At 41.0% G+C, this 24,600-nt stretch carries 14 protein-coding genes, 24 tRNA genes and 1 rRNA gene; 35 read left to right on the top strand and 4 right to left on the bottom strand.

Going from position 1 to position 24,600, the window contains the following annotated elements; all coding sequences use genetic code 11:
* The first annotated feature begins 384 nt into the window (after positions 1 to 384).
* The 8 genes from ACOSV2_RS19310 to ACOSV2_RS19345 all read left to right on the top strand — a co-directional run bounded on the left by ACOSV2_RS19310 (position 385) and on the right by ACOSV2_RS19345 (position 9,851).
* Positions 385 to 1,311 (top strand): DUF1672 family protein, encoded by a 927-nt coding sequence (locus ACOSV2_RS19310; RefSeq protein ID WP_428976524.1) that lies wholly within the window; start codon positions 385 to 387, stop codon positions 1,309 to 1,311.
* Between the two features lie 11 nt (positions 1,312 to 1,322).
* Positions 1,323 to 3,446 (top strand): SA1320 family protein, encoded by a 2,124-nt coding sequence (locus tag ACOSV2_RS19315; RefSeq protein ID WP_428976525.1) that lies wholly within the window; start codon positions 1,323 to 1,325, stop codon positions 3,444 to 3,446.
* A 440-nt stretch (positions 3,447 to 3,886) separates the two neighbouring features.
* The gene (locus ACOSV2_RS19320; protein ID WP_428976526.1) at positions 3,887 to 5,572 is read left to right on the top strand and encodes a sensor histidine kinase; all 1,686 of its coding nucleotides are present in this window, start codon (positions 3,887 to 3,889) and stop codon (positions 5,570 to 5,572) included.
* A gap of 11 nt (positions 5,573 to 5,583) precedes the next feature.
* Positions 5,584 to 6,222, top strand: coding sequence for a response regulator (locus tag ACOSV2_RS19325; protein ID WP_428976527.1), 639 nt, complete (start codon positions 5,584 to 5,586; stop codon positions 6,220 to 6,222).
* A gap of 28 nt (positions 6,223 to 6,250) precedes the next feature.
* The gene (locus ACOSV2_RS19330) at positions 6,251 to 6,664 is read left to right on the top strand and encodes a hypothetical protein (protein WP_428976528.1); all 414 of its coding nucleotides are present in this window, start codon (positions 6,251 to 6,253) and stop codon (positions 6,662 to 6,664) included.
* An 8-nt stretch (positions 6,665 to 6,672) separates the two neighbouring features.
* Positions 6,673 to 7,536 (top strand): hypothetical protein, encoded by an 864-nt coding sequence (locus ACOSV2_RS19335; protein WP_428976529.1) that lies wholly within the window; start codon positions 6,673 to 6,675, stop codon positions 7,534 to 7,536.
* An 11-nt stretch (positions 7,537 to 7,547) separates the two neighbouring features.
* A complete protein-coding gene (locus ACOSV2_RS19340; RefSeq protein ID WP_428976530.1) occupies positions 7,548 to 8,741 on the top strand; it encodes a signal peptidase I in 1,194 nt (397 codons plus the stop codon).
* A 36-nt stretch (positions 8,742 to 8,777) separates the two neighbouring features.
* A complete protein-coding gene (locus tag ACOSV2_RS19345) occupies positions 8,778 to 9,851 on the top strand; it encodes a DUF5305 family protein (protein ID WP_428976531.1) in 1,074 nt (357 codons plus the stop codon).
* Positions 9,852 to 9,938: 87 nt separating this feature from the next.
* Here ACOSV2_RS19345 and ACOSV2_RS19350 read toward each other — a convergent pair whose 3' ends face one another.
* From ACOSV2_RS19350 to ACOSV2_RS19360, 3 genes are all read right to left on the bottom strand, one after another.
* A complete protein-coding gene (locus tag ACOSV2_RS19350; protein WP_428976532.1) occupies positions 9,939 to 10,649 on the bottom strand; it encodes a SipW-dependent-type signal peptide-containing protein in 711 nt (236 codons plus the stop codon).
* Positions 10,650 to 10,731: 82 nt separating this feature from the next.
* A complete protein-coding gene (locus ACOSV2_RS19355; protein WP_428976533.1) occupies positions 10,732 to 11,307 on the bottom strand; it encodes a TasA family protein in 576 nt (191 codons plus the stop codon).
* Between the two features lie 241 nt (positions 11,308 to 11,548).
* Entirely contained in the window at positions 11,549 to 12,244 is a 696-nt protein-coding gene (locus tag ACOSV2_RS19360; RefSeq protein ID WP_428976534.1) for a hypothetical protein, read from the bottom strand.
* Between the two features lie 535 nt (positions 12,245 to 12,779).
* On the opposite strand from ACOSV2_RS19360, the gene ACOSV2_RS19365 reads away from it, so the two are divergent.
* Together ACOSV2_RS19365 and ACOSV2_RS19370 are read left to right on the top strand one after the other, a co-directional pair.
* Positions 12,780 to 18,374: a pullulanase gene (locus tag ACOSV2_RS19365; RefSeq protein ID WP_428976535.1), complete on the top strand. Its 5,595-nt coding sequence runs from the start codon at positions 12,780 to 12,782 to the stop codon at positions 18,372 to 18,374.
* Between the two features lie 386 nt (positions 18,375 to 18,760).
* The gene (locus ACOSV2_RS19370; protein ID WP_428976536.1) at positions 18,761 to 19,063 is read left to right on the top strand and encodes a DUF5658 family protein; all 303 of its coding nucleotides are present in this window, start codon (positions 18,761 to 18,763) and stop codon (positions 19,061 to 19,063) included.
* Between the two features lie 142 nt (positions 19,064 to 19,205).
* Here the strand turns inward: ACOSV2_RS19370 and ACOSV2_RS19375 are convergent, their stop codons facing one another.
* A complete protein-coding gene (locus ACOSV2_RS19375) occupies positions 19,206 to 21,248 on the bottom strand; it encodes a hypothetical protein (RefSeq protein ID WP_428976537.1) in 2,043 nt (680 codons plus the stop codon).
* Between the two features lie 523 nt (positions 21,249 to 21,771).
* Here ACOSV2_RS19375 and ACOSV2_RS19380 point away from each other — a divergent pair.
* The 25 genes from ACOSV2_RS19380 to ACOSV2_RS19500 all read left to right on the top strand — a co-directional run.
* Positions 21,772 to 21,846 (top strand) — tRNA-Glu (locus ACOSV2_RS19380).
* Positions 21,847 to 21,850: 4 nt separating this feature from the next.
* Positions 21,851 to 21,926, top strand: a tRNA-Val gene (locus tag ACOSV2_RS19385).
* A 17-nt stretch (positions 21,927 to 21,943) separates the two neighbouring features.
* Positions 21,944 to 22,019 (top strand) — tRNA-Thr (locus tag ACOSV2_RS19390).
* Positions 22,020 to 22,051: 32 nt separating this feature from the next.
* A tRNA-Lys gene (locus ACOSV2_RS19395) sits at positions 22,052 to 22,127 on the top strand.
* A gap of 35 nt (positions 22,128 to 22,162) precedes the next feature.
* Positions 22,163 to 22,247 (top strand) — tRNA-Leu (locus ACOSV2_RS19400).
* 9 nt (positions 22,248 to 22,256) lie between these two features.
* A tRNA-Gly gene (locus ACOSV2_RS19405) sits at positions 22,257 to 22,331 on the top strand.
* Between the two features lie 5 nt (positions 22,332 to 22,336).
* Positions 22,337 to 22,425, top strand: a tRNA-Leu gene (locus tag ACOSV2_RS19410).
* A gap of 26 nt (positions 22,426 to 22,451) precedes the next feature.
* Positions 22,452 to 22,528: transfer RNA gene (locus tag ACOSV2_RS19415), tRNA-Arg, on the top strand.
* Between the two features lie 5 nt (positions 22,529 to 22,533).
* Positions 22,534 to 22,610, top strand: a tRNA-Pro gene (locus ACOSV2_RS19420).
* Positions 22,611 to 22,618: 8 nt separating this feature from the next.
* Positions 22,619 to 22,694, top strand: a tRNA-Ala gene (locus ACOSV2_RS19425).
* 75 nt (positions 22,695 to 22,769) lie between these two features.
* Positions 22,770 to 22,843: transfer RNA gene (locus ACOSV2_RS19430), tRNA-Met, on the top strand.
* Between the two features lie 28 nt (positions 22,844 to 22,871).
* A tRNA-Ile gene (locus tag ACOSV2_RS19435) sits at positions 22,872 to 22,945 on the top strand.
* Between the two features lie 8 nt (positions 22,946 to 22,953).
* Positions 22,954 to 23,046 (top strand) — tRNA-Ser (locus ACOSV2_RS19440).
* A 36-nt stretch (positions 23,047 to 23,082) separates the two neighbouring features.
* A tRNA-Met gene (locus ACOSV2_RS19445) sits at positions 23,083 to 23,156 on the top strand.
* A 135-nt stretch (positions 23,157 to 23,291) separates the two neighbouring features.
* A tRNA-Asp gene (locus ACOSV2_RS19450) sits at positions 23,292 to 23,368 on the top strand.
* Between the two features lie 61 nt (positions 23,369 to 23,429).
* Positions 23,430 to 23,505 (top strand) — tRNA-Phe (locus tag ACOSV2_RS19455).
* A gap of 36 nt (positions 23,506 to 23,541) precedes the next feature.
* Positions 23,542 to 23,625, top strand: a tRNA-Tyr gene (locus tag ACOSV2_RS19460).
* A gap of 25 nt (positions 23,626 to 23,650) precedes the next feature.
* Positions 23,651 to 23,724, top strand: a tRNA-Trp gene (locus tag ACOSV2_RS19465).
* Positions 23,725 to 23,741: 17 nt separating this feature from the next.
* Positions 23,742 to 23,814 (top strand) — tRNA-His (locus ACOSV2_RS19470).
* Positions 23,815 to 23,822: 8 nt separating this feature from the next.
* A tRNA-Gln gene (locus ACOSV2_RS19475) sits at positions 23,823 to 23,897 on the top strand.
* A 2-nt stretch (positions 23,898 to 23,899) separates the two neighbouring features.
* Positions 23,900 to 23,973, top strand: a tRNA-Cys gene (locus ACOSV2_RS19480).
* A gap of 9 nt (positions 23,974 to 23,982) precedes the next feature.
* Positions 23,983 to 24,056, top strand: a tRNA-Gly gene (locus ACOSV2_RS19485).
* 10 nt (positions 24,057 to 24,066) lie between these two features.
* Positions 24,067 to 24,143 (top strand) — tRNA-Ile (locus ACOSV2_RS19490).
* Between the two features lie 9 nt (positions 24,144 to 24,152).
* Positions 24,153 to 24,227, top strand: a tRNA-Asn gene (locus ACOSV2_RS19495).
* A gap of 303 nt (positions 24,228 to 24,530) precedes the next feature.
* Positions 24,531 to 24,600: ribosomal RNA gene (locus ACOSV2_RS19500) — 16S ribosomal RNA — on the top strand; the annotation flags it as partial.

Raw genomic sequence — 24,600 nt, forward strand, 5'->3', positions numbered from 1 at the left:
CAACGGAGTTCACAAACAGTCGTTTGAAGGCGTGAAAGAGAATTCCCTCAAAAAAAGACTCGGGATTATTCGACAAGATGGCCCCAGCTTGTGATAGAGTCTGACAGCTATAAATGAAAAGAGAACTATTTTCGGGAATAGAAGGTTATTATTTGAACAATTGGGGTAATTATACAAATATGTAAACCTAAAGGTATAAGTTGATTATGCAAAATGAATAGTATAAAAGAAACGTAAAAAAGAAGTCTGCTCTCCTACTTTTTTCCTGTTTTACCTGACTGCTCTAAGTATTATCCGATTGAACTGTTAATACTTTACAGACTTTTATACAATAGATAGGTAATTCTTTAAATGAACCCATCCAATTAGGAGGATCAGACATTCATGAACAGAAAAAATAAGTGGATTATATATGGAATCGGACTTTCATTACTACTTGGAGGATGTATGGATATGGATAATGCGAATGGTAATGGTGTGGATGAAAAGGAAAGTGCACAAAATGAAGTGGCAGCGCAGTATGAAAGAGTACAAGATTATAAAGGTGAAGGGTACACACTAAATAATGGTGAAGAAAACGATAAAATTGCTGAAGCTAAAAGTGAAGAAGTGGAAAAAGCGGTCAAGGAGTTTTTCTTAGAAAAATATAAGACTGAGGTAAAAGTTCATAATCTAGTAGGAAATGTAGATGGAGTGACGGTATTTGTAGAGTCGACAGGACCTGTTCATTTTTATTCTTATGCTATTGTTCCGATAGACCAGGGAACCGAAGAAATCGTGACTGGTGGAGTCAGAACACAAGAAGGTGAAGTTGAGAGAGGTATTCGTGAAGGATTATACAAATTAATATTAGAGGATGAATTTAAGAATCTGGATACTTATCTTGAAAAGGTGGTATCAGAAGAAAAGGTGGTAGGAAGAACAATTGAATCTCTTCAAAATGTTGGTGGTTCTGGTAATATGACACCTTATTACTTTATGTCATCTTTAAATACTGACGAAGCAATTAAGCCTGTCTATGAGTTGTATATGGAAGATCATGAAACAAACATCGATACATTAAAACAAGCGTATAATCCAAAATTGTTCAACGTGGACAACTTAAGAATTAACATCATGCTCTTTATGGAGACAGAGAACGTACCACCTAGCGAAATGGTAATGAAACGTGTTGCGAAAGATTTAGAGGAATTGAGTGCTATACCCCAAGGAACATATAGAGTTGCAGTAAATGATAATGGCGTTCACAAGGAATCGTTTGAAGGGTTTAAAGATAATTCAATAGAACAAGAAATTATTCGTAAGGAATAGGTGGTTTGAATATGTCTAAAGTACGCAAACCAGTGACAGAGACTGCCAATGTAGCAACTGTTAAAAATGTGGAGATTGATAAAGATTTAGTTGAATTAGCGGGGTTGGTAGCTTATCAAAAACCAGCGAGGCATAAAATTGTGGAGGTTAATGGACACTCATATGAGGTTATTGATACCTTGTACGGAGACCCAACTGGACTGGATGCACTGACCGTTGAAAACGTCGAGTCAAAAGAAATTTCCGTTGTTTACGTAGGTACGGATGCAGGGGCTGCGAACGGTAATCAGGACTTACTGACGGATGCCCAACTTTTGAGCGATTTGACACTACCTCAACTGGAAGCGGCTGAAAGTTATCTTACAAAAATAGATAAAGAAAATAAAAATAAAGGCGGTGTGACGTATGCCACCGGTAACTCTCTTGGTGGTCCATTAGCAACCTACGCCGTAAGAAATCGCCGAGATATTAAAGCAGTTACCCTAAACCCGGCACTTCTTCCAAAAGGGGTAATCGATCCTAACAAAACCTACGACAACATCACCAATTACTTCACCAACTATGACGTCTTAACCGGAACTCTCATTGCCCTGAATCTCGATTCCCGTATCCCCGGAAAGAGGTACGATATTTCGACAGGTATACCGGTGATCGGCGAGAAGTTCAGTATCCTGACAAACAATCATACGGGGTATACCGATGGTGGGAAATACGTAATTGGTCTAGATGGGGAACCTGGTTACGGTGAGATTCATGTTGAAGCCGACGCCCACATCATGACAAGTATCTGGACGGGGGAACCCCTCTATGGCGGTCATTCAGAAAGGATTGAAATCAATCGCGAGAATCTGAACCTGCTGACTGAAGCCCTGGCAGGGGATGTCACCACAAGATTGGGGTATGCCCAGGATTACCTATCCAATTCACAGGAAATCGCCCAGCATGAAGGGGATCGTTACTCGGAACGGTTGAGCCGCCTGCAGATGATCTTTGAGGATTCTTTCGAAAATTTGATCGGAAATCCTTTATTCATCGGCATCACGACGACGGGACATCGTTTGACCTCGGAAATCGACCATCTTATCTCTCTCTTGAATTTGGCTGAAAACGCCAGTAGATCTCTCAACGGTGTGTTGAATTCCCCACCTGTCGAACTCGTGGAGCACTTATTCAACCGAAGCATCAGTGTCGAAAGCATTTTCGGTCAGGCCCGGAGTCAGCTGCTTGAATTCAAACAGGAGATTACCAGTCTGACAGGATTCCTGCAGAACATCCTTCATAAAGAAATCCCGGAGCTATTTAGCGGAGGGAAGGAAACACTGGAGGACCTCCTTGTGAACGAGATGCTTTCTCACTATGAGATTATCAACGCCAATAATGTGAAAATGAATAGTCACATAGCAGAATTTCAGAGTCAGGTTGGGGACCTTGCCAAAAACTTTGGAGAACGTGATTCTTCTTTAAGTGCAAGCATTTCGGGAGGGGCTTCGGTTCAACATGAAGTAGTGATGCCTAAGAAGAACGACTACGTGCTGGAAACATCTAGTCACATGCTCATCGGTATGAAGGTGAAAGAGATTTACCTGGATGGATCCTTTGAAGCCTTCAAGGGAGTTTCCCACCGCTTTCTATTGCCGCTTTTAGGCGGTTTGACGGGACTTGCTTTTGCCATCGAAAACACTTTGGAGGTCATATCCGCTCAAATCAAGGGTGCCATGAATATTGCCCTTAGCGGGACGGTTCCTGGAAAGCTCATCAGTATGTTCTCGGACTTCGATGAAAAAATCCGTTCATATGTTTCTTCCGCACTGGAGCCGATTGATGAGCTGGCTGCGACCATAGAAGGGCTCCGGGACGGATTAACCAGATTGACGATCGGATTCCCCGCGTTACTTGACAGCTTCAGACCCTATATCGACTCAGCGATTTTTGATAAAACGAGCTACTCCAATATCCATATTTACAATGTGTCGGCCATGGCCATCCATGAAGAAATGGAAATGCTCTTTGACGACATCGTCCACCAGCTCAGTCAACATAAAGGTAATTCGATTCAAGCACTATGTGAAATCTCACAACGTGTGAAAGACAACATGATTCAACTGCGTCAACAAGTGGATCGTGTGACATTGTAGGGACAGGAGGGATCTTGTTCCTACTTTTTTAATGTCTTCTTTTCAAAATGCTCTTTTCGGAAAGAATGTTGCTATTGAATATAAAGGAAATATGTTAGAATTTCTTCTTTATAGACTTGATAATGAATCTTCATTTCATTCTTAAAGGGTCTTTTGACAAAAATTCCGGGACTTTGGAGGCGCCGTTATAGGAGCCCTTTTTAGTAAAAGTTCTCATTTCTTTCCGACCATAAATCAATAGCAATTATTGTTCGTTATAAAGATTAATATGTTCATTATAAAATATATAATTGTAAGGAAATAGAAGTAAATCTAAGATATGTAAAGGGAAGTGTTCTTTATTAAGAATAAATAGCCCTTTATAAGGTTTTATTTATTATCAACCTTAAATTACACTAAAGTAGTAGTTCATTAAAACGAACAAACGGAGGGTTGGTAGTTTGAAAAGAATTTCGCTGTTTCAAAGTACACTAAAGTATAAGAATATTATCAATATTTATCGATTTCTTTCATGGTTTCTTACGTCACTATTTTTTTTGATAAATAGCCCAAATCATTTTAACGTTTTTAAATTCTCCGTTGTTTCTTTGCTGCTCTTATCTTCTCTAATCATAGTCTGGTTATATGAAAAGGTGAAGCATATTAAGTGGAGAATTATAGTTCTTCTCTTAATTGAAATGATTGGAATCAGTCTTCTGCTAATTCCCACAGGAGCCCTTGATAGCCCTTTTCTATGGTATGCATTAAATCCGGTGTTGCTTGCAGCTAGTGTACTCCCAGCTTCTTATTGCTGGTTGATTGTAATGTTCTACCTGGGTTCTACCAGCATTACTTCTTACATAATAACAGGAGGTTCCCTGGAAGTTTCAGTTATTGATCAACACTCCCCGCTACTGCTAGTGTTTATTCTTATTACGCTGGCTGTCCAACTGTTATCTGTAGCAAAAAAAGAATTAGCAATCAAGAATCAACAATTAGAGAAGCAGAGGTGCGATTTAGAATTAACTAATCAAAAGTTAGGATTATCTATTAGACAAAATCAAGAATCCATTGAACATATCATGTCACTTTATCAGATAACGGAGTGGATAACTTCTAAGAACAATCAAGAAAACGTAGGGAAAACTTTTTCAGAATATGCAAGGTTACTAAGTAAGTCCCCTTTGGCTTTTTTTTGGATGTCTAATGCTCAAGGTGAAAAGGATAACTTTTCCTTTTCGCGAAAAGGGGAAGGGTCAGAAGTGAAAATTAAAGAGATGAACATGAATATAAAAAAATGTTGGATAGAATCTGGATTCCAACATACACCTGCAAAAATGCATTTATCAGGGAAAACATTCCTGGTCACAACAGTTACATCGACTACCAGAAAGTTTGGTGTCATAGGGATCGAGTTGGAGGGGAGTATAGACGAGCAGATGCTTACAAAGCAACTTATATTCTTAGCAGAACTCTCTTCAATAGTCCTTGAACGTATTGCTTACGAGGATATTAATCATAAAATGATCCTTCTTGAAGAACAGAATCGTATAGCGAATGAAATTCACGATAGTGTATCCCAAAGGTTATTCAGTATTGTCTATGGTATTCATTCCCTAAAGAGAAGCCTTATAGACAAGGATTTACTCGATCAGCTATCAGTCATTGAGGAATGTTCAAGAGAGGCTGCTGCAGAACTTAGGGAATGTATCTATAAATTAAGCTCACGTAAAAATTCAGAAAAAACATTTGTGAATAACCTTGAAGCTTATCTAACTCAACTATCTAAATTAAATGATAAAAAAACTAACCTTTTCATATCGGGTGACTCAGAAACTATTCCTCTTCTAGAAAAGCAAAGGATATTCAGAATAGTAAAAGAATCGGTTGGAAATGCAATAAGACATGGAAACGCTACGGAGTTAATGGTACGTTTGTCTGTCTTTCAAGATTATTCAACGCTAGAAATAGAAGATAATGGAAGTGGGTTTGATCTAAGAAAGCTAGGATTCAAAAAAGGATTGGGGTTACAAAACATGTGTGATTTGACAGAACTGAGTAAAGGAAGCTTTAAGATTCATTCTCAAATCGGCAAGGGTACCAAAATCAATATCGTATTATCTCATTCTATAACGATCGCAATTTAGGAGGGAACCGGATGACAAAAGTATTAGTAGTTGATGATCATGCATTAGTAAGAAAGGGATTAATTTCTCTATTGACTTTAGAAGAGGACCTAGAGTCTGTAGGAGAAGCATTTGATACTGAAACAGGTTTGAGAATGATTGAAAATGAAAAACCGGATATTGTTCTTGTAGATTTGAGGCTTGGAAAAGAAAGCGGTTTGGATATGATTAGAAAAGCTGCCGGTATGGATGTTGAATGTAAATTTATTATATTGACTTCTTCTGCTCAACCAAGTGATTTACAAAAAGCAAAAGAAATAACTTCTGGTTTTGTATTAAAAGAAGCGCTGCCGGAGGAATTATTATATGCAATCCGATTGGTTGCAAATAATAGGAAGTATTATGATCCAGGGTTACTTGAAATTATGATAACAGCTGGAAACAGAGAGGAAATTCAATCAATAAATGAGTTAACCCCTAAGGAAGGAGAAGTTTTGAGAGAGTTGGGAATGGGGCTTTCAAATAAGGAAATAGCCAGAAATTTATTCATTACAGAGAACACGGTGAAAAAACACGTTAGTCAAATACTTGATAAGCTCGATCTCGCTGATCGGACCCAAGCAGCGTTGTTTGCCAATATAAAGGGAATCGCACAGTTTAGAGTCAGCTAAAAAATTTTCAAGTGAAAGTGGTGTAAGTATGAAGAAGAGACGCTTCATTAGGATGCGATGGAAAACTGTTACATTAATTTTCTTTGTTGTGTTATTTAATTGTTTAGGCATCAGTTATGCATATTGGAATGATAGTCTCCAACTTTCTAAAGAGGTTACTACCGGTAATATACTTCTAGTCTTAAAAGATGATTATACACTAGAACCGATGGAAGGGGTGTCCGATTTATCGGTGGACATTGAAGAGGGGACATTAGATATAAATGCCAGTGTAGTCCCAGGATACAAAGGTAGGTTAACATATACGGTATTAAATAAAGGGAGTGTTCCGGTAGTATACAATGAACAAACCATTCTCCCACTTGAAAGCAAGGAATTTGAATTGGATATTAACTCTGATTTCAAAAGAATGGAAATAGAATACATGCAAATTAAAGAGTAGATTATCAATTGTATGAAATAGATATAAATGGAGGAATTTGCTTGAAAACAATTGTGTCAATTCTTTTAATTACACTAGTCGTTTCTGTTACTTTGCTCCCAAGTGGTTATGGCTACTGGAAAAAGAGCCTGGTATTCACAGGCAATATCGCAGAGGTGCAGCAAACGCAGCCAATTCAATTCACAAAGATTACTGGAGGAGGGAAACAATCCGGCAATTCCTTTGGATTTACCATCAATGCCCTCAACCAAGGTATGAACGTTCAATTAGAATACAATGATCATCAACGCGATACGGACTTAACACAAATTAAAGTGAATAATAAGAGTGCAACGAATATAAAACAAATTAGAGATAAAGATGGGGTTGTAATTGGTGTTCAATTTAACGTTACAGGGGGTGTGAAGTCCGATTCCTCAGATAAAGACCAGGAAATGGACCTGGACATTAAAATAGTAGATTACGGAGAACCCGGAAATCAAGATGAATTTGAGTTGAAAATAACAAATGGCCAATATGAAGGCTACACATCAGGTAATGGAAAGATTGAAAGTGGAAATATCAAGATTCATGGAACAAAAAAGAAAAGTGAAAAAGAAGAATCTGAGCCACAGGTAAAGGAAGAAAAGAGTGAAGATGCACCCAAGGAACAACAAGAAATAAAAAAGGAAGAAAAAACAAAGCAACAAAAAACTCAAGATGGTGAACAGCTTCCCAAAGAAACTGAACATGAAAAAATAACAGAAGAACAGGCAGAACCTGTAAAAGAAGAACCATCCAGTGAGGAAAAAGAAACGACGGAGCAACAAAGTAATAACAACGTCAGTGAGATAAACAGTGAACCTTCTTCAGAAGAAGAAAATATAAACTAATGGTGAAAAAAATGAAGAAAAAGATATTGCACCTTCAATCACCCAGAAGGAGATTAACCTTTCTTGCTGGATATATGATACTTGTTTATATCGTAGGAAATTCATCTTTTCTTTCCCGAACTATAGGCAGTAACCATGGCTTTCTTGATAAGGTCTTATTATTTGGAGGGCTGATACTTATTGTTTGGTGGTTCCCACGTGAAAGATTTAAAGGAAAGCGACGTCTTACAGAACTCATTAACTGGTGGGCCTTTATCTTTGCTTTGATTTACGTCTTTGTGTATTTCGGAGCGGGCGTTATTGACGGTTTTGGAAAGAGCCCGTTTGATCATTCGTTAAAAGGAATAGGAAAAAACCTAATACTCATAAGTGTGATGATTATAGGGTTGGAATCTGCACGAAGCTTCATTGTAAATAGCCGAGGTATAAAGGAGAATTATTTGTTTTTCATTCTTCTTTCAATAGGATTGACTATTTTTGAACTTCCTCTAAGTCAATTTACTAATCTATCAGGAATGGAGAATATCGTTCAGTTTTCTGCTCAAAGTTTTGCACCAGAATTTTCCCGAAACTTGTTTGCCACTTATTTAGTATTTTTAGGTGGGGCGCTACCTGCCATTATCTACTTAGGTGTGATTGAACTCGTGTATTGGATCTCTCCAATCCTTCCTAATTTAAAGTGGATTACAGAAGGGTTGATCGGTACCCTGATTCCTATCTTTAGTTTAATGTTTTTTCACAATATCTATCTGAAAGAAGCTAGAGAAGTTAGAAGAAGAAACAAAGAAGAGAAGCCTCTCCGGCTTGTGATTACAGGTGTTATTTCAATTGGGGTTATTTGGTTTTCAGTAGGAATATTTCCAGTCTATCCCTCTGTAATAGCCACCGGTAGCATGCAGCCCATAATCGATCCCGGTGATGTCATTCTGGTGAAGAAAGTTAATAGTAAGGATGTTCAAGTCGGTGAAGTGATTCAATTTGCGGAAGGAGACATTAAAATTTCTCATAGAGTGATAGACATTATTAAGAAGGAAGGAAAAACGCTATATGTCACAAAAGGAGATAATAACTCAGTGAAAGACAGCGAGCCGGTACATCCAGAAGAAATAAAAGGGAAAATCATCTACACAGTGCCAAAGATAGGATGGCCGACATTGCTGATTAAAAGTGAAGATACAGTAGAAAATGAAAGAGTGGAATTCTGATAGTAACGTATCAATTAATAGAAATGGGGTTCATGAATGAAAGTTAAGCTAAATAAACATATCAGATTAACGATTATAGCCTTATTATCCTTGGGTGCATGCTTCATGTTGTTTAAATTAGTTGAAGCGTTTCGTAGTCCGGAATTAGTTGAAGAAAACGTTCCTCTCTATTCATATGATCAACAAGCCAACATAAATTATAAGGTCAACTTAAAATCAAATCCCATATACGAAGAAAAAACACTGGGGGAAAACCAAGTTTATATCGAGAATTTTGTTAACGATATAAATGCTCAGTTCACTTATGAATTTTCCGGAGAAGAAAAAAGCGATATAAATGGAACGTATGAGGTCATTGCAGTAGTGGCTGGGTCAGTAGAGGGAGGAGAAGAGAAAAGTCCCCTTTGGAGCCGACAGTACACCCTAAAGCCTAAAACCGAATTTTCAACAAGTGATCAACAACTTTCAGTAAAAGAAAACATGACGATTGACCTTAACCAATACAAAAAATTTGCTTCACAGGTTCAGGAACAATCAAAGGTAAATGCCGATACAAGCCTTAAAATAATGTGGCGAGTAAATACGGAAGGGGAAAATGGCAAAATCAATTCTCAGCTGTCTCCTGCCATGATCATTCCTCTGAATGAGCAATATTTTAAAGTTGGAGGAACACTTACACAAAATCAGCCTGGAACGGTTGAGGAAAGCAAGAAAGTTGAAAACCAGATGAGATCGAGTGATATTAAAAAGTTTGGAACAGGTACTGGTGTTTTCCTAGTGTTCCTTATACTATTCCTTCTGTACACGAGAAGTCAAAAAGAAATAGATCCAATAAAGAAAGAATTAAAAGGGATATTTAAAAAGCATGGTAACCGATTGGTCGCTTTAGATGAAGAGACCACACCTGTCATAGGTAATTTCAGTCATGTCAAAACCTTTGAAGATCTTGTAAGAATAGCTGATGAGATTGGGCAGCCCATCCTGTATATTAAATTCAATAAATCTTATTATCAGTTCTTTGTGAGTCACACAAATCATAAAAGTTTCATGTACAGGTTAGAGGAGGGGGGCCAGGTGGATGTTGAGGATGAAGTCAGGAAGTTAGGGTGATAAAAATAGATAACATAAAAGACTCAGATTGCTGAGTCTTTTATTGTGCATTAAAAAGACAGGAGGATTCTCCTGTCTAAAATCATTTTATTGGTTATGCTGCTTCCATTTTATTTGAATATCGAATTTAGCTGTAGCATTTTCCAGATTGTCGTCATTATTAATAGAAGTCGGCATTCTAAATGCGATACAATTTCCATCTCCATCAATCTGCGTTACATCGATTCCTTCTGCGGCATTATTTGCAACCCACTGATCATATAATTCTTCTGGCACATCAAACGATATAGATTCGCCTGGTTCCAAACGTACACCAGATAATTTCTCATTTAGTTTACTTTGTAACTGGTCAAGAGAAAAATATCCAGTGGTCGTTCCCACACCTCTAATTCTATCTCCATTTTTATCGTACTTTGCAAAAGAAAATTCCGCCTTCATTTTAGATTTTAAACCTTCTGTAGTTGAAGAATCAAAGTTTACAGTGGCTACATCAAATACAGCAGGGATAGAACCATTGTTTTTAATCTTTGTTTCATATCTTACATACGAGCCAGGGTACATGTTACCGACAGTTACAGAAGTGATGGTAGGGTCGTGGGTAATACTCTTTGTTAAATATGCTTCATTCGTATGCCCGAAGATCTTAGGGTAACCACCTTCATTAACAAACCCGACTTCAAACTCACCTGTCGAGACTGTGTTGGCAACTGTCACTTGATCTGTCCAATAAGCATATCCGGCTCCGGTTAACATCATTCCTGATACTAGTGCACCTGCGATTAATTTGGTTCCTTTCATTGTCGACAACTCCTTTACATTCTTTATTTAGTAGATGAAATTCCCCTTCTGTTTTGTAGGACAGAAGGGGAAGAGTGTTTAATTATTCGTTATGTTGTTTGAAGTTGACTGTAAATACTTGGCTTAAATCTGTTTTTTCAAAATCATTTCCTGCTAAGGAAGAATCAAGTTCGAATGTTAAGTTAACATTCATACCAGCAGCGTTTGGATTTAATTGCAGGTTTGCACCAGGTACGTATGAAAAATGGTTTTCAAATTGACTCAATTTCATTTTATTGATGGTGTGACCTCCAACAGTACCCGAGACATAGATTTTTTCCTTACTAAGTGTGTCGCTTCCATCAGTACTATCGACCGAAACACTGCTGATAACTGCCGGGATTGAACCAGAATTATTAATAGTTGTATTAAGTTTGAAAGAAGCACCAGGGTATAAGTTCTTAACTTCATATGAAAGAGCTTTCTCAGTCTTACTAACAACTGATGCATTAACGTAATTACTTACTTCACTTACAGTAGAATCACCTAATGAAACATCTAATTCCCCAGTTGATACCGTGTTACTGATCGCTACCGAATCCGTCCAATACGCATATCCTGCTCCTGTTAACATCATTCCTGCTACTAAAGCGCTTGCTACAAATTTAGTTCCTTTCATCAATAAAACAACTCCCTTAAATTTGATTGGTATTCCTTGCTACAAGAATAAGTTTATCTTTCTTGCCCTTTGACTTCGCCATGCTATAGAGTAGTTTTAACTACTACGTAATAGCTAAATGCTAGTTGGTAATAAAGAAGGAGGAGTATGGTACTTTTGTATTATTTTTAGTGATTTAAAAAGATTTAGCAACAATGAAAAAAGCAGGGAAGTTAATCTTCCCTGCCTTGAAACAACAAAATTATTGATCGTTGTGCTGTTTCCAGTTAAGGTTGATATCGAAAGCAGTACTTAGATTTTCTGAATCATCATCAGAGGTATGATTTAAATAGAAGATGATGCAATTTTGTTCTTCAGGGTTATAAGCTGGTATTTCAGCAGCCACTTCATCTTTGAACTCTTCCGGAATATCAAACAAGATGTAGTCGCCTGGCTCGAGTCTTACAGTGTCAAGCATACCGTTTAGCTTACTTTCCAGATTTCCGAGAGTGCCTAAGAAAAAGTCTCCACCTATAATCTCGTTATCTTTATTGAAATGAATATATCCACCTGCAGCGATTACATCGGAATTTAAAGTTGGGTTAGGTGTTGAGAAAGTTACATCCACATCGTCTAACACAGCTGGTATCGATCCTTTATTTTCAACTTTAGATGCCAACAAGCTCATAGAGCCTGGATACATATTCTCGATATTAACTGACAATGTTTTTGCTGTTTGACTAATTTCCGATTCGATATAATTCTCACCTGCTGTATCTGCGTCAAGTTGAAGTGGGAAGATTTCAGATCCCAGGAAATCTTCATCAAACTCTACCTTCATCTCACCAGTTGAAACCGTATTACTAATAGCTATCTGATCCGTCCAGTATGCATATCCAACCCCTGTTAGCATCATTCCGGCCACTAATGCACCTGCAATAAACTTAGTACTTTTCATTAAAACCTCTCCCTTTGAAATTAAATTATTTACATATTAAATATAAATGGAAGAAGCCAATCATTCGCCATTCGGTAGAGGTAAAACAACTACTACTATTGTGTGATTTTCTTTATACTTTGTAGTGATATACGAAATACCTACGCATTCTAGTACCTTTTTAAATTTCTAACCTTTCACCTGTGATCCTATTTTCTGGATGTACTTTGGTTCACTATGATGTCACAATGCCTAAAGAGAATTGACAACGTTTTGGATACGACAGATCAATTGGGTAGGTATAAGATAGAAGGAAATCTATTTGGATTCATTATTTAAAGGTTATAGGAAAAAATCCCCCATTTGTCATATAGCCACTCATGCCCAACCTATTGTAAAATATAATAGACAGATAATTGCAAGCGTTTGCATCAGTTCGAAATAACTACTCCGAGAATCACCTCACATTTTTTTAACTGTTTGTGCAAACGTTTCCACAACCATCAAGAGCACTTCTATTATTCTATTAATCCAATTTAAGAGGGGGAAAACATGAATGGGAAATAGGACAAAGCGTCGATTCTCAATTTTTATGACTTTGATGATGCTGCTAAGTCTTTGGTCACCATTTGCACCGGCAGCTTCTGCAGTGGCGGATGGCAATGACACGGTTGAATCAGCAGAGTCTGGAGATCGTACAGTACGCTTCACGTATGATCGCGAAGACCAAACATATGACGGCTGGAATATTTGGGCCTGGAATACCGGGGTCCAGGATGATCAAATCAATTTTGACACCTATGAAAACGGAGTGGCGGTAGCAAACATAGCCGTTGCACCTGAAACAGAGCAATTCGGCTTTGTTCTTCGCAGTACAGAAGATTGGAATACGGCGGAGAAGGAGTTTGGCGATCGTTTTATTAACGTGAACAAAAACGACACCATCACCAAGGCGTACATAACAAGCGGTGTCGAGGAAATCCGCATTGTACCGGATGGATCGGCTCCAGTGATCGATCAGGGTAATGCGACGTTCTATTATCGTGATAAAGAATTGTTCGCAAACGATGCGATGGATACGATTGAAAAAGTAGAGTTGAAGTACAACGGGGAAACGAAGGAAATGACGTATGAGCCGGAGAATGAACGGTTTGTGCTTGCATACGACAACATTCCAAACGGGAAAAACCCGTACTCCTTTTTAGTCACGAAAGATGGTGAAACGACAGAAGTAAGTGACCCTTACAATTCAGTGGAAGGAGAATCGTTTCTGGATTTCCAAAAAGCAGATCTGACGGTAACGGGTTCAGTGTCACCAACTGCTGTGGACTATAATAAAAACGCTGTCTTAACGGTTGGTGTGGATGGACTGACAGAGGATGTGAAAATCCAGAAAATCACGGCGGATGCTTCTTCATTAGGCGGGTCAGAGATGCTTGAAATCGACCCTTCATTAAAGGAAGTGACGTTAGCGGTCGATGATGATATAACGGCAGGAACAAAATCGATTCCTCTGACCGTAGTGGATTCCTACGGGAACTATTATGAGGGAACGACTGAAATCGAAGTGAAAGCAAGACAGTCTGTCGGCGATTCGGATCTCGATTGGGACGAATCCATCATTTATTTCATGCTGACAGACCGATTCTTCAACGGGGATACGTCGAATGATGATCCTTACAATCTAAATTATGATAAAAGCAAAAGAGGAACGTACCAGGGTGGAGATTTTAAAGGGATCACGGAGAAGCTTGATTACCTTGATAACCTTGGCGTGAATACGATCTGGATCAGTCCGGTCGTGGAAAATATCAAGTATGATGTCCGTTCGGTTGAAACAAACGGGGAATCGGATCAGCCTTATTTTGGCTACCACGGTTACTGGGCCAGTAACTTCGGTGAGCTGAATCCTCACTTCGGTTCCGTGGACGAATTCCATACGCTAATTGATGAAGCACATGACCGCGGCATCAAAATCATGGTCGATGTGGTCTTGAATCATACCGGTTATGGGTTAAAAGAGATTGATGGTGAGTTGGCTGCCGATCAGCGTCCTGCAGGTTATCCGACGGATGCAGAAAGAGACAAGTACAGCAATATTGTTCGTCAAGGTAACGTCGGCACGGATGAAGTGGTCGGTGAATTAGCGGGACTTCCAGACATCATTACGGAAGATCCAGAAGTTCGCCAGCAAATCATCGATTGGCAGACGGATTGGATTGAAAAAGCAACAACGGCAAAAGGGAATACGATCGACTATTTCCGCGTCGATACCGTAAAGCACGTGGAAGATGCGACGTGGATGGCCTTTAAAAACGCAATCACAGAAAAAATGCCTCAGCACAAGATGATTGGTGAAGCGTGGGGAGCGAGTTCTGATAACCAATTAGGGTATCTTGATACTGGAATGATGGACTCCCTTCTGGACTTTGGTTTCAAAGGTATCGCACGTGACTTCGTAAACGGCGACCTTAAAGCAGCCAATGATAAACTGGCGGCTCGAAACGGGAAAATCGATAACACGGCAACGCTTGGACAATTTTTAGGAAGTCATGATGAAGACGGGTTCTTGCATTCCTTAGGCGGAGATGAAGGCAAGCTGAAAGTCGCTGCTTCACTTCAGGCAACGTCGAAGGGACAGCCGGTCATTTATTACGGTGAAGAACTCGGGCAAAGCGGAGCAAACAATTATCCGCAGTACGATAACCGCTATGATTTTGCCTGGGATGATGTAGAAAATAATGACGTGTTAGAGCATTATACGAAGATTTTAAACTTTAGAGGGGCACATTCCGATGTGTTTGCTAAAGGGGAGAGAAAGACTGTCGGTGGTTCGAATAGCGATCAGTTCCTGGTATTCTCCCGTGACTATAAAGAGGACTCTGCCTACGTTGGGCTGAACGTGGCGGACGAAGCCAAAGAGATTACTTTGACAGTGGATTCTCCGGATGCAGTCGTGACGAATGCGTACTCTGGTGAGACATTCAATGCTGACGGAGGAAATGAAATTACGCTGACCCTTCCTTCCAAAGCAGACGGTGGTACCGCGTTGTTGACTGCCCAAGGCGGGAAGATTACAGGCGCTGAAGCAGGATCAGGTTCTGGCGGCGGGGAAAATCCTGAAGTAGAGCCGGTTCCGGAAAACAACATCCGCATCCACTACAACCGTACCGACGGAAACTACGAAAACTTTGGTGCATGGTTATGGAATGATGTAGCGTCACCATCTGCCGGATGGCCGACAGGAGCAACCATGTTTGAAAAAACCGACAGCTACGGCGCGTATATCGACGTTCCTCTTGCTGAAGGAGCGAAAAACATCGGATTCCTTGTCATGGATGTAACCAAAGGCGATGCCGGTAAAGATGGTGGAGACAAAGGATTTACGATCCCTTCACCTGAGGTAAACGAGATTTGGATCCAACAAGGTTCTGATAAGGTGTATACGTATGAGCCGGTTGATCTGCCGGAGAATACGGTGCGAATTCATTATGAGCGTGAAGATGGGAACTATGAGAATTTCGGTGTCTGGAATTGGGGAGATGTCGCAGCACCATCAGATAACTGGCCGACAGGTGCAGCTGATTTAGAAGGTGAAGACCGCTATGGTGCTTATGTAGACATCCCGTTAAATGAAAATGCGAAAGAAATCGGCTTCATTATGCTGGATGAGTCGAAAGGCGATGCCGGAAAAGATGGCGGCAACAAAACGTTCAATCTGTTAGATAAATATGATCACTTATGGGTGAAGCAGGGTGACGATACGGTCTACATTTCCCCACATGGCGACGTGGCAACCGGACTGATTTCTTCCGAGGTCATTTCTGACGATACGATCCGTCTGAATTTCACGATGACAGATGGATTGACAGAGGAAGCGTTAATGTCAGGCTTAGCCATCAAAGACAGTACCGGATCCGATGTGACGGTGCAAAGTGCTGAAATCACCGGAGACAAAACAGTGGAAGTGAAAGCTGATTTTGACCTGAAAAAACTGCCGTTATCCATCACTTACTCGGGCAGAACCGTTAAAGCGGCAGCTGGCTGGAGACTGATCGATAACAAGTATGCCTACGATGGTGACGATCTTGGTGCCACATACAATAAAGGAAACGCAACCTTAAAACTATGGGCACCGAAAGCAAGCAAGGTCGTCGCAAACTTCTTTGATAAAACAGATGCTGCGAAACCAATCGGCAGTGTCGAACTGACCCTTGGTGAAAAAGGCGTCTGGTCAACGGATGTAAAAGCAAAGGAATTAAAGGTAAAGGATCTGAAAGGCTACTACTATCAATATGAAGTAACCAATGATGGCGTCACGAAAAAAGTCTTGGATCCGTACGCGAAATCAATGGCTGCTTTTACCGTCAATACTGAGGGTGAAGCAGGACCTGACGGCGATAACGTCGGAAAAGCGGCGATCGTCGATTTAAAAGGAACCGATCCTAAGAAATTCAGTCATGCTTCCATTGATGGCTATGAAAAACGTGAAGATGCGGTCATTTACGAGGTTCACGTCCGTGACTTTACGTCTGACCCTTCGATTGAAAAAGATCTGAAGAAGGAAAGATGGGGCACCTATGACGCATTCATCAAAAAGCTTGATTACATTAAGTCCATGGGTGTGACACACGTTCAACTGCTGCCGATCATGGCGTGGTACTACGGTGATGAAACGAATATGGGCGAACGTGAGCTTGAGTATTCAGCGGGTGGCAATGAATACAACTGGGGTTACGATCCTCACAGCTACTTCTCCCCGGATGGTGCGTATTCACAGGATGCCACTGATCCGCAATTACGAATCGAAGAAACGAAACGTTTGATCGACGCGATTCATGATAAGGGTATGGGTGTCGTGCTTGACGTCGTTTACACGCATATGGCTAAAACAAGCACACTGAACGATATCGTGCCAAATTACTACGCGTTCCAGGATGACAAAGGGAACTTCCTTGGAGGATTCGGGAACAACCTAGCGACCAACCATACAATGGCTGAAAAGCTGATGGTCGACTCAGTGAAATACTGGTTCGACGAATACAAGATCGATGGCATGAGATTCGATATGATGGGCGACGCAACCTATCCATCCATTCAAAAAGCCTATGATGCAGCGGCTGAAATCAATCCGGACGCACTGTTCATCGGTGAAGGCTGGAGAACATTCGCCGGCCACTTATCTGATCCTTCCCTTGAAGGAATGGGTGCCGACCAGGATTGGATGGACAAAACTGATGACGTAGGAGTTTTTTCGGACGAAATCCGCAATGAATTGAAATCCGGTTTCGGTTCAGAAGGCGAGCCGCGATTCCTGACAGGTGGCGCTCGCGACATCAACACGATTTTTAACAACATCAAAGGACAGCCGGGCAACACGGCAGACGACGACCCGGGGGACATGGTCCAATACATCGCAGCGCATGACAACCTGCCGTTATACGATGTCATTGCCCAATCGATCAAAAAGGACCCGGCCATTCCCGAAAACAACCTGGAGATCCACAAGCGTATTCGCCTTGGTAACTCCATGATCCTAACCTCACAAGGGACGGCTTTCATCCACGCGGGTCAGGAATACGGAAGAACGAAGCAATGGCTGGGAGAAGGCGTACCGGAACAGAAATATCATGAGCTGGAAGATGAAGAGGGCAACCCATTTGGATACTTCATCCACGACTCATACGACTCATCCGACGCCATCAACAAATTTGATTGGGAAAAAGCAACGAACAAAAAGAAATATGAAGTTAATACAACGACGAGAGAATATACAGAAGGTTTGATTAAGCTTAGAAGATCAACGAATGCTTTCCGTTTAGGTGAGCAGGAGCTGGTTGACCAGAATGTATCACTGCTTGATTTGCCAGAAATCCAGGATACAGACTTGATGCTGGCTTACAAGAATGTATCCACGGATGATACTGGTGAGTACTACGTATTCGTCAATGCGGATAGCGAAGCACGTACTCTATCGGTGGGTGACTATGACTTCTCTAAAGGGAAGGTTGTAGTAGACAACGACGAAGCGGGGACGAAGCCTGTTTCCAAGAAGTCCGGATTTACATTGAAGAAAGATACTTTGACTTTGGATCCTTTGACTACTGTTGTGATTAAGGTGGATGAGAAGGGGAAGAAAAAGAAGCGATAGTATTATAGAACTGGATAAAAACAAACAACCTCAACCCTGAGAAAAAGGGTTGGGGTTTTGTTTAGGATTGAGCCTATTAAAAAAGAGGTAAAGTATTGCAGAAAGAAGAAGCTAGCCAGTGTCATTTTAAACAAACGTATGATTGATTGCTGAATCTTTATAAGTAATGGCACATAATCAACTTAATAAACGTTTGTTTAATATTGAAAATACCTTAGCAACGGAAGGGAACATCGACACGATGGTTATTTTAAAATCTTAACCATTGAAGTTCTTTATAACGTATTTATTACCTCGTAATAATCGGTTCTCTGTAATATAATAGATTTATCAGTTCTTAAAAAAGAACAAAAATAACTTGTATGATGAACAGGGGAATCCATTCCATGAGGCAACTACTTCTTTACATCGCAATTCTAAACCTCCTAGATGCATCTCTGACCATGTATGGCTTACATTTCGATTACATCACAGAAGCCAATCCTCTTATGAATAATCTTTACTTCACCAGTCCCTGGTTATTTCTACTATTGAAATGTGTACTTTCTCTATCCTTACTTATTCTTTTATACAAACTCAATCTGGATAAAAGGTCTTCCAATGTTTTACTCAGTGTTTCAGTCATTGCGGCAGTCTCTTATAGTATTACCTGTATGATGCATGGTTATTGGCTAATGGAGATTATCTGAACTAAAGGGCGGAGATGGCTAAAACGTCTCATTCACATAAGGGCAAATGGCTATGTACTTTCTCTTCTATTTTGTAGTAGCTTGATAGCCAAAAAGAAGAGAGTGATTTAGTCGACCGGACAAGTGGAGAGGCGTTTTGTCCCTATGTGATGACCCTGGACAAAGGACCAGTCCCTCCGTATATGAACAATTCGATATTATTATTGGTTTCAATAATCGAAGTATCGTTTATACGCTTGTAACGAATACTTTCCTTCCACACATAGTCAGAAAGAACGCTGCTTTCCTGTTCCTCCCGAAATAAATCAAACTGGTGATTACAGTAGCGGTAGATTGTCTGGTCGGTCCTTTGTTTGGCATTCAAGCCAATGATGAATTTCATGATGGCGCCCCAAAACCCTGTGTAGCTCATATTCTTGATCGGGCTGCTTGTAAACTGATGAATCGTAAGGGTTCGGCCATCTCGAAACGTAATATCAGATGTGACGGACGAAGCCGAATGCACATCTCCAGATAAGATGATGCAGTCACTTGGGTTCCAAGCTGATACCTGATGAAGGAAGTTGCTAAAGCCTTTCCCATTGTATTTCCATGCTTCTAAATCAAAATCGCTCTGCACAGGTAAACCATACGTCCTGAGTGGAAGCATGTAGTCATGTAGAAAGTTTTCAATTAATCCGATTCCATAAAGAGGGGCAGGGGATACAAGGATTAAGGGCTCACCTTCATTCCAACCAGACGCGGTCAGTTTAATTGAAACCCCGTTCCATCCCTCCTGATCAATAAGGTTTGGACTATATCTTTCCTCATCTATCCGTTTTCCAACTTTCACAGGCTTGGGTTTATTTACATAACCACGCTGGGTTCTTGTATCAAGAAATACGGCCTTTGGTGCAGTGGGAGCAGTATAATGCCAAGAATCATAGTTCCATAGAGAATGTACCCAGTTGGAGTGGGGAAGTGACCCAGGGTGAAAAGAGTCAAAGTAGGTTTGCATGGTTTGACCGAAATGGGTAAACGTATCCGGTTCATTGCCCCAGCCTTGAAAAAGCCAATAAGATACCAAGCCGTTACTAATGACATGTCTCCCTAAAGGAGCGTTCCAAACGCTCGTTTTCCAATCCTGTGTCAAATTCCAATCATCTGTTATATCGTGGTCATCAAACATCATATAGGTCGGTGTATTGGCCAATACTCTTCTGACAGAATACAAAGCTTCCTCCACTTTAGCCAGTTCTCTCATCTGCTTTTGATAGCGCTCTTCAAGCTGGTGACATTCCGTTTTATGCTCTTTGCTTTGACAATCCTTAAAAGCAAAATAGACTTCATTCTTATCCACTGCTGCTTGAAAGGTTTCTAACATCCCTTCCTTATGTGCGAGTTCCCATAATGAGGGACTCCAAGACAAAATATACATGGCTGCATAGTCACTGAAGCTTAACAGATGATTTGCAGCTTTTCTGGAAGTGAATTTGCAAAAGTGTTCCGTAATATATTGCCTGCCATTGATCTGCTTAATTCCCTGCTTAAAAGAACCTTCTTTTAAGCGTGGTTCAATGGAACCAAGGTCTTCTTCTTGTCCCACCAGTTCTTTACCGAACCTTGTGATGATCTTAAATAGGGGATCTGCTACATCATCGGCATATATTTGATCTCCCATTAAAAATAGAGAGGATGGTCTATCGGCATTATTGAAAGTTGACGCAATGGTTTTATCCGCTTGAACCAATACATCTGTTCCAACACCGTGCAGCTTTCGACAGGATCCGTATAGAATATTCGATGTATTTCCTTCGTTCATATAAAAGGTTGGGTATGCGAGATTTTCGTAGACAATCGAGTGTGGATGAGTGGGGGAAAGTAAGTCAAAGCTGCCGAGGTCCAGTGTTTCCACACTATTTTCAAACAATAAATTGTATCCCAGTAATTTATTTGTAGGGAAAGATCCGGCTTGTGGAGATATGTTAATTAAACTTATATATAAATTCCTTCCGGCTTGTACCGTTTTCGTCTTAGTTTCACAGGCTATGCTCATATAGTCAAAACATTGTGATTCGTTACCCTGTTTTATCTTGAATAACTCCGCTTTAATATCATATGGCTTGCTCAATGCAATCCAAATAAAAGCTTGTGCAGGTTCCACCCGACGAACAATCGGCCCACACAAAATCGTTGGAAGCTCCATGAATCCATCACCCCATTCTTAATCTATTACTATCGTATTCAACTCCTAATGACAATGTGTAAACAAGCTTAAACCCGAAAAGAGGTCCGTCCCTCATCGCATTAAAGCGATGAGGGACGGACCTCTTTTATGAAATTATTGGGTGCGTTCAAAGTTAAATTTGAAAACCGGAATTGATTCTATTAATTAATGAAGAAGAATAGAGGGGTGGGGGTTAATCTCGTTTGCAAATAGTTTATATTTGACGATGCAGTGATACTTTACTGAATTCTTCAATATGGGAAGAGCAGGAAGATCCTGTAGTTATTTAAAAGAATTAGAAAAACAACACCATTATGGAAGGATTATTGAATTTACTATTGATATAAGATTTGAAAATGTGGTATATTCTTTTTCGGCTCACAAAAATGTTAAGGTGAGTAAGTCGAAAAAATTTTTCGTTTTTTAGTTATTTAGAAGTTGACTTCTGCGAAATTAATTGATATAGTTATACATGTCCTTAAGTGGGACGCTTTAAAAATATGGCCCATTGGTCAAGTGGTTAAGACACCGCCCTTTCACGGCGGTAACACGGGTTCGAATCCCGTATGGGTCACCAATTTGGAGGATTAGCTCAGCTGGGAGAGCATCTGCCTTACAAGCAGAGGGTCGGCGGTTCGATCCCGTCATCCTCCACCATTTTTTATAATCAATATGCCGGTGTAGCTCAACTGGTAGAGCAACTGACTTGTAATCAGTAGGTTGGGGGTTCAAGTCCTCTTGCCGGCACCATTGTTTTTTATTTTGTTTCATTTTTATATTGTGAGCCATTAGCTCAGTTGGTAGAGCATCTGACTTTTAATCAGAGGGTCGAAGGTTCGAATCCTTCATGGCTCACCATTGATTTTTGTGGAAGCAAAATATCAATCATAGATGCGGGTGTGGCGGAATTGGCAGACGCACCAGACTTAGGATCTGGCGCCGCAAGGCGTGGGGGTTCAAGTCCCTTCACCCGCACCATTATATTTCGCGGAAGTAGTTCAGTGGTAGAACACCACCTTGCCAAGGTGGGGGTCGCGGGTTCGAATCCCGTCTTCCGCTCCAAACTAGCCGGGGTGGCGGAACTGGCAGACGCACAGGACTTAAAATCCTGCGGTAGGTGACTACCGTACCGGTTCGATTCCGGTCCTCGGCACCATTGTTTCTTATAAAATGAATTGTTTAGCGCCCGTAGCTCAATTGGATAGAGCGTTTGACTACGGATCAAAAGGTTAGGGGTTCGACTCCTCTCGGGCGCGCCATATATCGGGAAGTAGCTCAGCTTGGTAGAGCACTTGGTTTGGGACCAAGGGGTCGCAGGTTCGAATCCTGTCTTCCCGACCACTTCTTTTGGGGCCTTAGCTCAGCTGGGAGAGCGCCTGCTTTGCACGCAGGAGGTCAGCGGTTCGATCCCGCTAGGCTCCACCAAGTTTTTTACGAAAGTAAATAAACTTCATTGAATCTTACTTAATCAAGATTCAGATTGAATAGTAAACGTTTCGTGGCGGTGTAGCTCAGCTGGCTAGAGCGTACGGTTCATACCCGTGAGGTCGGGGGTTCGATCCCCTCCGCCGCTATTACTAAATACATGACGCACGATTATAAGGACCCTTAGCTCAGTTGGTTAGAGCAGACGGCTCATAACCGTCCGGTCGTAGGTTCGAGTCCTACAGGGTCCATTATACAGGGAGGAATACCCAAGTCCGGCTGAAGGGATCGGTCTTGAAAACCGACAGGGGTGTAACAGCCCGCGGGGGTTCGAATCCCCCTTCCTCCTCCATAATTCCTTTCGTGGGAAATTTCATACTTATATCGTCGCGGGGTGGAGCAGTTCGGTAGCTCGTCGGGCTCATAACCCGAAGGTCGCAGGTTCAAATCCTGTCCCCGCAATACCATTTTGACTTAGGATAGGATATCCCTTGAAGAGTCACGCATGGATAGTTATTTTGACTGTCGTCAAGGTAATGAAATCTATTTTGCTTGCGCAAATAATGAAAGTTATTTTGACTATCGTCAAAAAACTCTGGTCCGGTAGTTCAGTTGGTTAGAATGCCTGCCTGTCACGCAGGAGGTCGCGGGTTCGAGTCCCGTCCGGACCGCCATTTTCAATTACTTAGTAATAGGGAAGTTGATCATTTGAAAATTTAATCTTCTATATAATATGGCTCAGTAGCTCAGTTGGTAGAGCAATGGACTGAAAATCCATGTGTCGGCGGTTCGATTCCGTCCTGAGCCACCATTTATACTTAAGAATCTTTAAGTATTTATTTTATTTGGAGGGGTAGCGAAGTGGCTAAACGCGGCGGACTGTAAATCCGCTCCTTCGGGTTCGGCAGTTCGAATCTGCCCCCCTCCACCATTTTTAACAAAACTCTCTATTATATAGGGGCATAGTTTAACGGTAGAACGAAGGTCTCCAAAACCTTTGGTGTGGGTTCGATTCCTACTGCCCCTGCCAAAGATATGTTAAGCATGGCGATTGTGGCGAAGTGGTTAACGCACCTGATTGTGGTTCAGGCATTCGTGGGTTCGATTCCCATCAGTCGCCCTTTATATTGGGCTATAGCCAAGCGGTAAGGCATCGCACTTTGACTGCGACATGCGTTGGTTCGAATCCAGCTAGCCCAGCCAACGGCGGCATAGCCAAGTGGTAAGGCAGAGGTCTGCAAAACCTTTATCACCGGTTCAAATCCGGTTGCCGCCTCCAATTCTTCATGCGGGTGTAGTTTAGTGGTAAAACCTCAGCCTTCCAAGCTGATGATGAGGGTTCGATTCCCTTCACCCGCTCCAATTTTTTAATGGGCCTATAGCTCAGCTGGTTAGAGCGCACGCCTGATAAGCGTGAGGTCGGTGGTTCGAGTCCACTTAGGCCCACCATTTCATTATTCCGCAGTAGCTCAGTGGTAGAGCTATCGGCTGTTAACCGATCGGTCGCAAGTTCGAATCTTGCCTGCGGAGCCATTTTCTTCATTATAGAAGGTGGAGAGGTTCTCAATATTTTTTTTGAGGAAGTTTTAAAAAGAAGTTGACTTCTGCGAAGTTAACTGGTAAAGTATTATTTGTTGCCACAAACGGCTAACAAAACACGATGAACTTGATCATAACAATTTCAAAAAAAGTTATTGACATCAAATGATTGATCGTGTAACATAGTAAGGGTCGCTTCGAGAGAAGCACTTACTCATTGAACCTTGAAAACTGAACAAAACAAGACAATACGTCAACGTTAATTCTAGATTTATTTTTAAAGAGCTATTCAAACTTTTATCGGAGAGTTTGATCCTGGCTCAGGACGAACGCTGGCGGCGTGCCTAATACATGCAAGTCGAGCGGA

The organism is Rossellomorea sp. DUT-2, assembly GCF_052665285.1.

Bases quoted from the DNA above. Each gene is read 5' to 3' on its own strand.
- ACOSV2_RS19310 (WP_428976524.1), top strand. From the start codon at position 385: ATGAACAGAAAAAATAAGTGGATTATATATGGAATCGGACTTTCATTA.
- ACOSV2_RS19315 (WP_428976525.1), top strand. From the start codon at position 1,323: ATGTCTAAAGTACGCAAACCAGTGACAGAGACTGCCAATGTAGCAACT.
- ACOSV2_RS19325 (WP_428976527.1), top strand. From the start codon at position 5,584: ATGACAAAAGTATTAGTAGTTGATGATCATGCATTAGTAAGAAAGGGA.
- ACOSV2_RS19330 (WP_428976528.1), top strand. From the start codon at position 6,251: ATGAAGAAGAGACGCTTCATTAGGATGCGATGGAAAACTGTTACATTA.
- ACOSV2_RS19340 (WP_428976530.1), top strand. From the start codon at position 7,548: ATGAAGAAAAAGATATTGCACCTTCAATCACCCAGAAGGAGATTAACC.
- ACOSV2_RS19345 (WP_428976531.1), top strand. From the start codon at position 8,778: ATGAAAGTTAAGCTAAATAAACATATCAGATTAACGATTATAGCCTTA.
- ACOSV2_RS19350 (WP_428976532.1), bottom strand. From the start codon at position 10,649: ATGAAAGGAACCAAATTAATCGCAGGTGCACTAGTATCAGGAATGATG.
- ACOSV2_RS19355 (WP_428976533.1), bottom strand. From the start codon at position 11,307: ATGAAAGGAACTAAATTTGTAGCAAGCGCTTTAGTAGCAGGAATGATG.
- ACOSV2_RS19360 (WP_428976534.1), bottom strand. From the start codon at position 12,244: ATGAAAAGTACTAAGTTTATTGCAGGTGCATTAGTGGCCGGAATGATG.
- ACOSV2_RS19365 (WP_428976535.1), top strand. From the start codon at position 12,780: ATGGGAAATAGGACAAAGCGTCGATTCTCAATTTTTATGACTTTGATG.
- ACOSV2_RS19370 (WP_428976536.1), top strand. From the start codon at position 18,761: ATGAGGCAACTACTTCTTTACATCGCAATTCTAAACCTCCTAGATGCA.
- ACOSV2_RS19375 (WP_428976537.1), bottom strand. From the start codon at position 21,248: ATGGAGCTTCCAACGATTTTGTGTGGGCCGATTGTTCGTCGGGTGGAA.